This is a genomic window from Aminipila luticellarii, assembly GCF_004103735.1.
Lineage (GTDB): Bacteria > Bacillota > Clostridia > Peptostreptococcales > Anaerovoracaceae > Aminipila > Aminipila luticellarii.
Genome location: NZ_CP035281.1, coordinates 1,855,257 through 1,868,663, shown reverse-complemented (window position 1 = coordinate 1,868,663; position 13,407 = coordinate 1,855,257). Strand labels below are relative to the sequence as shown.

Here is a 13,407-nt window from a genome sequence, read left to right as displayed (position 1 = left end):
TGTGATGGACTTAAAATTCAAGTGGAAATTTAACATTAAAGACTTGCCTGATATGGGAACTTTAAACCAGGACGTATATAACATAGCTAAGGATGTTACCATTGGTAAGACCTTGTTTATGGAGGAACATGGTGTTTCATCAGAAAAAGAATATAAAGAAAAGATGATGAAAGAAAAAAAGATCATGAAGCATTCTGCAATAGGTTGGAATTCCTGGCAGAAGCAGGAAGAGGGGATTCGGAGAATTTATGCTGAATTGAACGAATCCGGTTCCTACATTGACCGCTACGGTGCTTGCATGGATTGGGTAATGGGCGTACCCGAAGAATACAAGAGCAAGCTGCAGGCCGGTTCGGGCTTGATCCTGAAAAATGAAGAGGAATGGGCGCGCCTCGGTCAGGTGGAACCCATTCAGCCCCATTTAGGCGACCACATGATCGGTTCTTTGAACTCCTTAAATAATACCATCTTGGGTTTAAAAGCAGGGGTCACAACGATTGGAAATATATCTCATTATTATACATACGAATATCCGGGCCTGGATATGGAAGAGTACAGGACCATAGATATGGTCAAAGCAATCGGACTGATGGCAAAGCTGAGAGATAAAGGCACGATTATCCACTCCAATCTGGACGACGGTTTTGGCGCACAGTTCCATGACTTGGCGAACCTGGTGGGGTATGCAAAACTGGAACGATACATTTGTGAAGAGCTTTTGGGAGCCAGAATGTCTCACTGCTTTGGTAATTTATTTAACGACCCGATGGTGAGAATTGTCTTTAACAGCGCTATGGGAAAAATCAATACGTATCATACACCGGGCACGATGATCTATGGAAATACCATTGATTTCACCTACAATATGCCTAAAAACTATGCAGCCGTAACCTCTTATGCGATGGCAGATGCCATTGGCCAGATGATATGTCCGAGCGGGCACGCCATTACACCGATTCCTGTTACGGAAGCCATAAGAATTCCGGCAGTGGACGAAATCATTGATGCGCACCATACGGTAGATATGGCTATAGAGGCTGCCGCTTACTACAAGGATTATATAGATGTACAAAAAATAGAGGCAGAAGCAGATATTCTGGTGGCTTGCGGTAATATTTTCTTTGAAAGAGTCCTGAACGGATTAGACGATCAGAATATCGATATTACCCATCCGGGAGAAGTATTGGCAGCCCTTAAAGCTATCGGAGTAACGCAGCTGGAGACTTGCTTTGGCGTAGGGAAGAAGGATTCGGAGGCCATGAGAGGCAGAGTCCCTGTAAGACCTACCTCTATCGTGCAGGAAATTGCCAAGCAGCAGGCTAAAATTATGAGTGGTATTTCCGGCTTGAACAAAAAACCGTTAAGCGGAGTGAATGTCATTGTGGCTTCTACGGATGTTCATGAATTCGGTAAAGAAATCAGCAAAAATGTACTGGTAAAAGCCGGTGCGGAGGTTTTCGACCTCGGTGCAACGGTGGCGGTGGAAGAGCTTGCGGATACCATTATCGAAACAGAAAGCAAGGCGGTGCTGATCAGTACCTATAACGGGATTGCCTATAGCTTTGCCAGTGAAATGTCCAGGAAGTTTAAAGAACTGAATATAAATGTGCCTGTTGTAATGGGAGGCAGACTGAATGAGCCGATGGATGGAAGTGATTTGCCTGTTGACGTCGCAGACAAATTAGAAGCCATGGGAATAAATGTCGATAATGATATCGACAAAATTATAAGTTATTTGGTAGGGGTTCTAAAACTCTCATAAAGGAGAAAGGAGCAAACTATGTCAGGAATTACAATCGTCATGCTAGTAATATATGCAGTAGTATTTGGTGGCGGAAGTATTTATTTCGTTAACAAATCATTATCCAAGAAAGGACAGACTGAAGCAGCCGGACTGGAAGATAATCAAACGGAAGGCTTCGGATCAAGAATGGGATTCATTTTATCCACAATCGGCATGGCTGTCGGTGTTGGGGCAATGTGGCGCTTCCCAATGATGTGTGCTAAGTGGGGAGGCGGAGCATTCGTACTTGCCTTTATACTTATTTGTGTTTTCATTGTAATCCCAGCCGGATGGGCTGAAATCTCCTATGGAAGACATTTCAGAAAAGGGACTGTTGGATGCGGTACAGATGCTGCCGGTCTGCCGGGCAAGATCCTCGGCTGGGCGATGAGTCTTGTTTCCTTAGGTGTGTGGTCTTACTATCCTGCAATAATGGCACTTGTTATTTTATATTTCTTTAAAAGCTTTAAGGGACTGGACTATGCGGCAAATGCGGAGGCTGTGTTTGAAACGACCAATGATAGCAGAATCGTTATTTATTTGCTCGTATTAGCCGTTCTCCTTCTGGCAGCGGTCGTCGGTGTCCGAGGGATTCAAAATGGAATCGAAAAGGTCTGCAAATGGATGATTCCGTCCCTGTTTGTTATCTTGGTGATTCTTGTGGTTCGTGTATGTATGATCCCGGGAATCGCAGAGGGTATTGAATACTACGTAAAACCGGATTGGGCACAGCTTTTAAACCCTGAGATGTGGGCGCAAGCAGCGGGGATGGCTTTATTTGCAGTAGGTCTTGGGCCGGGATGCCTGTTGGTATATGGCAGATTTGTAGATAAAAATCAAGACATCACAATGGATTTCATCACAGTAAATGTGGTGCAGCTCTTCATCTGCTTACTGTCAGGCTTTGTTATTATTCCGGCAGTCGTGGCATTTGGATTGGATCCGTTAATGGGAAAAGGTATCATGTTCGTTGCCTTACCTAAAGTATTTGCCTCCATGCCTGGTGGAGCATTCTTCATGATTTTGTTCTTCATTGCCCTGTTCTTTGCCGGGATTTCATCCTCCTTTAATCAGGTTGAAATTGCAACAGCCGGCTTTATGGATAAGGAAGGCTTTGGTATGACGCGAAAAAAGGCGACCATTGTTTGCTTCATACTTGCTGCAATTATTGCGTTCCCGTGTGTTACCAATGACTCCTTCTTTGCCCTCTTTGATAATCTGATCGGTAACATTGGATATACCGCTACCGCCTTCTTCCTGGCTCTCATCTTAGCCTGGAAGGTCGGCGCAAAGAAAGTCAGAGAGGAATGGTATCTTCCTAGTTCAGAAATTAAGTGGGGACCGGCAGTGGACTACTTATACAAGTATGGTGTAGTAATCGCTTTAGGATACTTCACAGTTACTTCTATTTTAACCTTGTTCTAATGAGGTAATGATGGTAGAAGAATGAAAAGAGGAAGGTCTTGAAATACGCAATTCTATTGGATTTTGGAAGTACATATACAAAAGTCGTCTGTGTGAATTTAGTTCAGCAGCAGGTGGTCTTGTCCGATAAATTTCCATCTACGGTACATACAGATGCCGGTATAGGACTTTGCCGTTGTTTTGAAGCGGCAAAGCACGCAATCGGAGAAGAAAATTTTAAATCTGCCCTCAAGCTTTCCACAAGCAGTGCTGCAGGCGGTCTTAGAATGGCAGTATCGGGGCTTACACAATCACTGAGCATCGAAGCTGGCAGAAATGCCAGCTTTGGCGCAGGTGGTAAAATCGTATATACGACATCTGGTTTGATTTCTGAAGAAGATATGGAAAATATAAAGGAATCCGGGGCGGAAATTCTGCTCCTGTGCGGCGGATATGAAGAAGGAAATCGAAGACATATTCTTCGTAACGCAGAAGCTCTGAGCAGCGCTAAGCTGAACATTCCTGTTATATATGCAGGGAATTCTCATATTTCAGGAGAAGTGAGGAGGATGTTCAGCAGCAGGGGAATGGAATGCTTCACGGCTGAAAACATCATTCCCAATGTGGGGATTCTGAATATGGAGTCCACGATTAGTATTATTAGAAATTTGTTTATGAACCGGATAACCAACATGAAAGGTGTTGGTGTCGTGAGGGAAATGGTAGACGGGCCGATTATACCGACACCGGCATCCGTGCTGTCCGCCGGAGAGCTGCTCTGTAATGGAACGGAGCGTGAGGCCGGAATCGGGCCGTACATGATGGCAGATATTGGCGGAGCGACTACGGATATCTATTCCTTTGCGGAAAACAGAAGCTATGAGGGTGCCAAACAAATTGGCTCGCCTGAACCCTTTGCCAAAAGAACGGTAGAAGGGGATATGGGGATGCGGGAATCCTCCGTCTGTCTCCTGAAAGAGGTTGGAAAAGAACGATTTGCAATGAAATGCAAGGTGTCTCAAAAGGTGATGGAACAGGCCGTTCAAAAACGTATATCTTCAAGAGCGTATATTGCGGATACGGATTTTGAGAAGATTATTGATCATGAGCTTGCATGCAGTGTAGTACACATTTCTGCCAGACGGCATGCGGGTACTGTAAAAAAGGAATTTTATGACGGATACCGGCTGGTGCAGCGCGGTAAAAATCTCTTAGAAATAAAGACTGTAATCGGAACCGGTGGTATACTGGTAAACAGTCAACGAGAAGAGGCCGCCGATATATTGGAAAATGTGAAAATAGGTGCATCTGAGAAAGGAAACATATTGCTTCCGGAAGACGTTCATGTCATGATAGACAAGGACTACGTGTTCTTTGCGGCAGGACTTTTGAGGAGCTATGATGAAAATGCGGCGTTAGCGATCATGAAGAAGAGTCTCAGATTGAAATAAGAGGAGAGCACTTAGATGAATATTCAAATAAAAAGAAGATTTAACGAAAAAGAATTACCAGACATGAAAACGATTAAGTCCGATGCCAAAAAAATCGCATCGGGCATTACAATCGGTGAGACGCTGTTTATGAAGAAGCACGGCGTAAAATCTGAAATTGAATATAAAAGAAAGATGATGAAGTCCGGAAAAATCATGAAGCATTCGGTCATCGGATGGAATTCATGGTCTGTTACGGAAGAAGGAATAAAAAAGGTATATAATGGATTGAAAGAAGCAGGTTCCTCTATCGACCGTTTCGGCATCTGCTGCGATTGGATCATGGGTGTCCCTGAGCAATATAGACATAAATTTCAGGCCAGCGGAAGCTTGATTTTAAATACGATGGAAGAATGGAAGAAGATCGGGCAGGTGGTTCCTGTACATCCGCACTTGGGGGATCACATGATCGGTTCTTTGAATGGGGTTGAAAATGTAGTGAATGCCCTCAATGCAGGGGTTACCTCTATCGGCAACCTTGCCCAGTATTTCACTTATGAATATCCCGGACTTGAAATGGAAGCTTATCGTACGGAGGATTACATTAAAGCCATGGCGGTCATGGGGGAGTTTCAGGAACAGAACGTCTGCATACATTGCAATCTGGACGACGGGTATGGTGCGCAGTTCCATGATGTGGCAAACCTTTTGGGCTGGGCTAAGCTGGAGAGGTATGTTGCGGAAGAGCTGCTGGGGGGAAGGCTGGCTCATTGCTACGGTAATTTGTTCAGCGACTCTTTCCTGAGAATTGTGTTTAACAGAGCTTTAAGCATGATCGATAAGTATCATACACCGGGCACCTTTGTAAATGGCAATACCATCGATTACGGTTTCAGCATGCCGAGAAACTACGCGGCTCTTTGCTCCTATGCACTGCCTGATGTGGCATGCCAGCTGACCTATCCCACCGGATATGCCGTTGCTCCGGTACCTTTTACGGAGGCGATCCGGATTCCGGAACCAAAAGAAATCATAGAAGCACACCTTACCATGGATATGATCATTGAAAAGGCACCATACTATGCAAGATACATTGACTGGGATAAGGTAAATTCGGATGCGGAGGTTCTCGTCACCGGGGCAAATGTGTTCTTTGAACGAGTGGTCAATGCGCTGGATTCTCTTGGTGTTGATATTGAGCATGCAGGGGAAGTCGTATCGGTGCTTAAGGCAATCGGGCCGGAACAGCTTGAAATAGCTTTTGGTGCAGGCCGAAAGGAAAAGGATGCCATGAGAGGCAGAGTTCCTGTCAGACCGACAAGTATCGTTCAGACCATTGATAAGATTCAAGAGGATGCTCTGGCAAAACAGAACTTCGAAGGGGCGGAACCCCTTTCCGGAGTGAATGTGGTTCTGGGTTCCACAGATGTACATGAATTTGGAAAAGAAGTCATCCGAAACTATTTAAGAAAGGCAGGTGCCAACGTATTTGATTTGGGAACCTCTGTTTCAATCAGTGAAATTGCAGATACCCTTATCGAAACGGGAAGCAATATCGTATGCATGAGCACCTATAACGGGATGGCTTACAGCTTTGCAAAGGATCTTATACAGGATCTTGAAGTCTCCGGTCTTAAGGATACACACATTTTGATGGGAGGACGCTTGAACGAAGCAATGGATGGAAGTGACGTCCCGATTGATGTGACGGATAAACTGGTGAAGATGGGAGTAAATGCCGACAATAATATTGATACGATTATAGCTACGGTAGCAGCTTACAGCAGCAGGTAGAGGAGGAAAAATGAACAAGAAGATAGTATTCTGTGGTGGCGGAAACATGGCAGAAGGTATGATAAAAGGGCTGATTAAAGACGGCGTATCTGAAAAAAATATAACAGTAAGCGAGCTTTTGGCGGCACGCTGTGAGTATCTGACAAAGACTTATGGCATTACAGCCGTTACTGAGGCGGAGGATGCCATTCAAGCAGCCGATATGGTGATCATAGCGGTACTTCCGTTGCATGTATCCAGTGTGGCAAGCACCATTGCCCCTTTGATAAACCAGGATACCATCGTTATATCCATTGCGGCGGGAGTGACTATCAGTACCCTTGCAAACCAGATAGGAAGAGATAAAAAGATTGCGAGGGTCATGCCGAATACGCTCAGCTTATCCGGAAATGGATTCAGTGCGGTATGTCTGAATGATAAAGTCAGCCCGGAAGAAAAAGAACTTGTTACAAGTGTTGTGAATGCCTTGGGTAAAACCATGTACATAAATGAAGACATGTTTGATACCTTTACGGCTTTCAGCTGTTCCGGTCCCATGTGGCTCTACAAAATGGCGGATGCTTTTATTAATGCCGGGGTGTATGAAGGCTTCAGCCGCAGTGATGCACGCAATATGGTCCTTGAAAATATGCTGGGTGTTGCAAAGCTTTTACAGATGACCGGAGAGGATCCTTCGTCCAGAGTGAATGAAATGTGCTCTGCGGGAGGAGTCACGATTGAAGGCTTTAAATCGCTTCAAGAAGAAGGGTTTGATTCAGCAATCATGACGTCTGTAGACAAGGCGGTAAAAAAAGCAAAGGCATTATAAATTTAAAAACACCTTTAGAGAAAAGAAAGTTGATGCATGACATGAATAGACCTGATAATAAGAATATTTTTACACAGCCAGCCGCCATTGTGCTTCTGGCTTTATTGACTTGCTGCCTGTGGGGAAGTGCATTCCCCGCAATAAAGAAGGGGTTTATCCTTTTTCATATCGAAGATACGGGAAGCCAGATACTCTTTGCCGGATACCGTTTTTTTCTTGCCGGAATGCTGACGCTTTTTATCGTCAGCGTGCTTGAAAAAAAGCTTGTCACAATAAAAACCTCCTCCATTCCGTCCATATTCATGCAGGGAATACTTCAGACGACCATACAATATGTCTGCTTTTATATAGGACTTTCCAATACAACAGGGGCGAAGGGCTCGGTTATCAATGGATCCAATGCCTTTTTCTCCATCATTGCCGCTCATTTTATGACAAAAAACGAGAAGATGTCGTTAAAAGAAGTTCTTGGGTGCATGATAGGGTTTACCGGCGTAATCGTTGTAAATCTTAACGGGGAGGGTTTGGCAGACGGTTTCAGCTTTATGGGCGAGGGTCTGATATTGCTATGCTCTATTTCGTATGGAATCAGTTCCGTAACCCTCAAGAAGATTTCGGACAAAGAAACGCCAAATGCCATCACGGCGTACCAGCTCCTATTTGGAGGTGCGGTTCTGATCCTGATCGGAGGCATGACAGGGGGGCATGTGGGTGGATTTACTTTTGTTTCCTCTCTGCTGCTGCTATATTTGTCCTTGATTTCTACTATTACTTTCTGTCTGTGGGCCAATTTATTAAAATATAATCCCATAGGCAAAATCAGTATATTTGGATTCAGTATTCCTGTTTTTGGAGTCTTGATGTCAGCTATTTTTCTCGGTGAAAATGCCATTACGGCGACTACCGTTAGTGCTCTTTTCTTTGTAAGTATAGGAATCATCATTGTTAATAAGAATCAAAAGGCAGATATAGATTAGCTAAGACTGCGTACTGCAAAATGAATTCTTCGTGCTTTCCATTGATTATATATAGCTGTATGTTATATAATAGATGGGAATAAAAAGAGAGGTACGTATGGAAAAGGAAAAACTATTTGATAAATTAGTGATTAATGAAATTAAAACACAATCAGACTTTTTAGCGGATAAAATAAAGGAAATGATCGTCTCCAGAGAACTGGATGATGGATTCGTATTTCCCAATGAAAACGAGTTTTGCAAAAAATTGAATGTCAGCCGCAGTACCTTGAGAGAGGCGTATAAGATTCTTGATACCCAGGGCTTTATACGCCGGACAAAGCATGGGACTTATATAAAATGCAGAGAAGATATTGCAAAACAGGGAAATTTTATGGCGAGCTTAGAGCTGGCTGATAACCGTGAGCTGATAGAATTTGTCTGCGCTTTAGAACCCGAAGCGGTGTTCCTTGCGGCAAAGAATATTGATGAAGAAGGAATAACAAGGCTCGAAGCCTTAATGAACGAGTGTGAAGAGGTTGCGGACAACTGGAGAGAGCTTTTAGTAAAAAATTACGAATTCCATGCCTACATTAGAAGTCTGGCGAACAATAACCTGATTACAAGTGCTTTAACGGCTTATTATGATATTTTTAATCAGCAAATAATAGAAAACATTTATTCGCGGAGCACGGACACCAGTGCGTTCAGGAAAGAATCCCTGCAACAGCATAGGGAACTGTTTCATGCCATCAAAAATCATGAAGCAGAAAAGGCAAAAAATATCGCCTATGATCATTTAAGCTATGACATTTACGAATTACAGTTCAAAACCAGTAAGAACTAGAGAAAGCAGCCTGATTTCAAATGCAGACAGCCCTTTTAATTGGAATGGATTTTAGTTAGGAGGAAAAGCAGTTGGATCTTATAAAATATGAAATTTTTCTGAGTATAGCAGACCGCGGCAGTTACAGTAAGGTCTGTGAAGAATTTGGCTATACACAATCGGGCATCTCTAAGATGATGAACAGTATGGAAAATGAAATCGGATTTCCGCTTATTGTTCGGAATAATAAGGGAATCTCCCTGACAGCTGAGGGAAAAAGGATGCTTCCCCTTGTTCGGCAGCTGATCAAGGATAAAGGCACCCTAGAGGAGGAGTTTTCAAGCATACGCGGCGTTGAGACCGGGATGGTTCGCATCGGAAGCTTTCCTACAGCAGCCTATGTGTGGATGCCGGGTATTTTGCGAGCCTTCCACCAACGATTTCCGGGAATACAGGTGGAGGTCATAGAAGATAATAACATCAATTTATTGGAGCAATGGTTAAATCAGGGATTTATTGATCTGGGAATTTTCAGCAAGCAGGCTCCGTTTCATTTTGATTGGACCAGCATCAAACAAGATCCCTTTGTGGCATTGCTGCCGAAAAATCACCCGCTGGGTGAAAAGCAAATCATTCCTATCGATGAGCTGTTTGAAGAGAATGTTGTATTATTTCGGTCTCATGAGGGAGAAGATCCGGACACCTATTGTTGGATGAAGCATGTTCATGGAGAGATACATCCAGTCTTTACGACTAATTCAGATTTTACGACCATACGCGTTGTAGAACAAAATGGTTTTGTTACGATCCTTCCGGAGCTGATAGCAAAATATGCAGTGGATTCCTATGATGTGATTTATCGCCCGCTGGATATACAAGAAACGAGAGAGATCGGTATAGCGGTTCGCACCAAGGAACGAATTTCTCCGGCAGCAAAAAAATTTATTCAATATGCAAAAGACAATATGTTATAGGATACATGTTTACGGTATTTCCTTTCCGATTTGTCACAGCCGCCATGTTATTTAGTCGCTTTTCAAAGAGCTTCTTTCTATAGTATGATTCAGATATAAAATCGTACGAAAAAAGAAAGGAGCTATTTTTATGGACAGAAAAAGGTTAGATCGAATGAATCTGAGGATGAAGGAAACGAAACCGCAGTTGGACGCAGAACGGGCCCGATTAGTGACAGAGGCCTATGATATTTATTCCAATTATCCGCCGGTGCTCCGCAGGGCGTATGCTTTTGCTTATATATTGGATCACATGAAGCCCAATATGCAGCCCGAGGAACTCCTGGTAGGAAGTCTCACCCAGCGAGTTCGTGGCATTTCTGTTTTCCCGGAATTCGGCGCAAAATGGGTTCTTGATGAGATGGATTTGTTCCCGGTACGCGGCACGGATCCGATTGTTGTGGACCCGGAGGATAAAAAAGAATTAGTCGCAATCCTTGAAAAGTGGGGCGAAAATACCTTTGACGTTCAGTCCACCAGGGTTCTTGACGACTATGTATTAAAGGCGCAGGAGTGCGGCGTATTATCCGTCGGAGCGAGAACCACCGGTATGGGCCATATCTCTCCGGACTATCCAAGAATACTGCCGTTAGGGTTAAGAGGATTAATAGACCGGTCCAAAGAGATGATCAAAAATACAACCGTACATACACCGGAAGATATGAAAAAAGTAGATTTTTGGAATGCAAATATTATTTCCTGTGAAGCAGTCATTCGATTTGCCCATACATATGCAAGAAAGGCTGCAGAGCAGGCTGAGACAGAAACGGATAAAGCAAGAAAAGCAGAATTGTTAAAAATAGCAGATGTATGTTCCCATGTTCCGGAGAATGAACCAAGAGATTTCTGGGAAGCACTACAGTTCGTATGGTTTTTACAGATGACCATACAAATTGAGGATAACGGGCATTCCATTGCTATTGCACGTTTAGATCAGAATCTGTATAAGTATTATAAAAAATCGGTTCTTGAGGGAGATATGCCGGCGGAAGACGCAGAGGAACTGTTGGCCGCTCTGTATATTAAATGTACGGAAGTACTCAAAGTTAGGGACAGCTTTGACTCCCGTGCTTTCGCCGCATATCCTATGTGGCAGCAGATGGCAATCGGCGGATTGAAAAAGGATGGTACGGACGCGACCAATGAATTGACTTATGCAGTACTGCGCGCCTGGGATCTCGTAAAAACCGTTCAGCCGACGATGGCTTTACGTGTGAATAAAAATACGCCGGATGACCTGATGAAGCTGGCTCTTTCCTACGTTCAAGACGGATACTCTATACCGGCCTTCTATAATGATGATCTGGTTACCAGATTAATTCAAAATAAGGGCGCGACAGTGGAGGATTCCAGAGATTGGACTGTTCATGGCTGTGTAGAGCCTTATGTACAGGGAAAATCCGATGGACGTCCGAATGTAGGATATGTAAATGCAGCAAAGTGCATTGAACTGGTCATGAATAATGGATGGGACCCTGTTGCTAAATGCGAGATGGGATTAAAAACAGGAGATCCGAATACTTTCGTCGGTATTAAAGATTTTGAAAATGCACTTCACCAGCAAATTCAGCATTTTGTTAAAATCATGTGTGAAAGCTACACAAAGGTATGTGCCATGCATGCGATCTATGTGCCGAAAGGATATGCTTCCGCCCTTGTAACGGATTGCATCAGCAGAGGAAAATCTTTGGAAGAAGGCGGCGCATTATATAATTCTTCCGGCGTATTCTTAGTAGCCATGGCAAATGGAGCGGATTGTTTGGAGGCAATAGATTATGTGGTCTTTAAGGAGAAACTTTTAAATGCTAAAGCCTTTAATGAGGTGCTGCTTAACAACTATGAAGGCAATGAGCGATTGCGTCAGATTATTTTAAACAAAGTACCGAAATATGGAAACGATGTGGAAGAAGTGGACGCCTATGCCAACCGTATGATTCGCGCTTACAATCAGGAAATGGTCAAGTATCGCGACAGCCGGGGCGGAACGTATGAGAACTCGATTCTGTCTACCTCCTTCAACGTACTTCAAGGGAAATGTATCGGAGCCACTCCGGACGGCAGACTGGCCGGGGAGGCTGTTTCCGATAACGCATCTCCGATGGTCGGCAGGGATACCGTCAGTCCGACTGCAACCTTTAAATCGGTGGCATCCATTGACCAGACTGATATTAACAACGGCTCCCTGCTGAATATGAAATTTAGTCCAAGTGTGGTCAAAGGCGAAAAAGGCGAAGAGATTCTGAAAGACTGTATTACTTCCTACTTTGCCCTGGACGGAGAACATGTTCAGATCAATGTGGTCGATGCAGAGACCTTAAAGGACGCCCAGAGGAATCCGGAGGAGTACCGCAATCTGCTGGTAAGAGTTGCCGGATATTCGGCTTACTTTATCGAGTTGGACCGAGAAGTACAGAACAATATCATAGGAAGGACTGCACATACCAATGTAAGCTGCTGCGGATGAAAATATGGAGGGAATCGTATTTAATGTTCAAAAAATGTCGATTCATGACGGTCCGGGTATTCGCTCAACGGTATTCTTAAAAGGATGCCCGTTACGTTGTCTGTGGTGCTCTAATCCCGAAAGTCAACGTATGGAGCTGGAAATCGCCAGCTTTGCCAATCGATGCATGAAATGCGGATATTGTGCGGAGGTATGCCCGAAGCAAATCATAGAGAAAGGGAATACGTATTCTATTGTGGATCGTTCCCGATGCGATCAATGCCTGATATGCGTGAAGGAATGCTGTACCAATGCAAAACAATTAATCGGGCAGAGCTACAGTGCAGAAGAGCTGTATCAGGAGATTGTCAAGGATAAAACCTTTTATGATTCCTCAGGGGGCGGCGTGACCTTTTCCGGCGGAGAGCCGTTTATGCAGGCGGATTTTCTGATTGAAATGCTTAAACGATGCAAAAGCGGCGGAATCCATACGGCAATCGAGACAACGGGCATGGCCGACACCCGGAAGCTGTTGGAGGCTTTGGAATATTCGGATCTGATATTTTTTGATGTAAAGCACATGGACGATAGGGAGCATAAAAAGCTTACAGGTGTATCCAACCAAGCAATTTTGGATAATCTGGCTGCTCTTTCTAAGCGGCATTCCAATATCATCGTACGGATCCCGGTCATTCCGGGGCTGAATGACAGCGCTGAGAATATAAGAAAGACGGCGGATTACACAGCGGAGCTTTCCATATCCGCATTAGAATTGCTGCAATATCACAATCTTGGAGAAAGCAAGTATGCACAACTGGGGCGAGAGTATACCTTATCTGAAATGGAAGTGCCGACTCAGGAGCATATGGAGGCTCTCGCAGGGCAGGCAGCCGACATTATTGGTGACAGACCAACTCAGGTGCACATTATGCTTTCCTTGTAATACAAAA

At 44.0% G+C, this 13,407-nt stretch carries 10 protein-coding genes; all 10 read left to right on the top strand.

Annotation, left to right across the window (positions count from 1 at the left end):
- Nucleotides 1–4 precede the first annotated feature (4 nt).
- Entirely contained in the window at nucleotides 5–1,762 is a 1,758-nt protein-coding gene (locus tag EQM06_RS08640) for a cobalamin B12-binding domain-containing protein (protein ID WP_128745950.1), read from the top strand.
- Nucleotides 1,763–1,780: 18 nt separating this feature from the next.
- A complete protein-coding gene (locus EQM06_RS08635; protein ID WP_128745948.1) occupies nucleotides 1,781–3,208 on the top strand; it encodes a sodium-dependent transporter in 1,428 nt (475 codons plus the stop codon).
- Between the two features lie 38 nt (nucleotides 3,209–3,246).
- On the top strand, nucleotides 3,247–4,638 hold the full coding sequence (locus EQM06_RS08630; RefSeq protein ID WP_128745946.1) for a glutamate mutase L: 1,392 nt from the start codon (nucleotides 3,247–3,249) through the stop codon (nucleotides 4,636–4,638).
- Nucleotides 4,639–4,653: 15 nt separating this feature from the next.
- Nucleotides 4,654–6,411, top strand: a complete 1,758-nt coding sequence (locus tag EQM06_RS08625) for a cobalamin B12-binding domain-containing protein (RefSeq protein ID WP_128745944.1) — start codon at nucleotides 4,654–4,656, stop codon at nucleotides 6,409–6,411.
- Nucleotides 6,412–6,421: 10 nt separating this feature from the next.
- Nucleotides 6,422–7,219, top strand: a complete 798-nt coding sequence (gene proC, locus EQM06_RS08620; RefSeq protein WP_128745942.1) for a pyrroline-5-carboxylate reductase — start codon at nucleotides 6,422–6,424, stop codon at nucleotides 7,217–7,219.
- A gap of 41 nt (nucleotides 7,220–7,260) precedes the next feature.
- Nucleotides 7,261–8,196 (top strand): DMT family transporter, encoded by a 936-nt coding sequence (locus EQM06_RS08615; RefSeq protein ID WP_128745940.1) that lies wholly within the window; start codon nucleotides 7,261–7,263, stop codon nucleotides 8,194–8,196.
- 97 nt (nucleotides 8,197–8,293) lie between these two features.
- Nucleotides 8,294–9,022, top strand: a complete 729-nt coding sequence (locus EQM06_RS08610; protein ID WP_164914405.1) for a FadR/GntR family transcriptional regulator — start codon at nucleotides 8,294–8,296, stop codon at nucleotides 9,020–9,022.
- A gap of 71 nt (nucleotides 9,023–9,093) precedes the next feature.
- Entirely contained in the window at nucleotides 9,094–9,975 is an 882-nt protein-coding gene (locus tag EQM06_RS08605) for a LysR family transcriptional regulator (protein WP_128745936.1), read from the top strand.
- Between the two features lie 130 nt (nucleotides 9,976–10,105).
- Nucleotides 10,106–12,478, top strand: coding sequence for a glycyl radical protein (locus EQM06_RS08600; protein WP_128745934.1), 2,373 nt, complete (start codon nucleotides 10,106–10,108; stop codon nucleotides 12,476–12,478).
- A 4-nt stretch (nucleotides 12,479–12,482) separates the two neighbouring features.
- Nucleotides 12,483–13,400 (top strand): glycyl-radical enzyme activating protein, encoded by a 918-nt coding sequence (locus tag EQM06_RS08595; RefSeq protein ID WP_128745932.1) that lies wholly within the window; start codon nucleotides 12,483–12,485, stop codon nucleotides 13,398–13,400.
- Nucleotides 13,401–13,407: the final 7 nt, after the last annotated feature.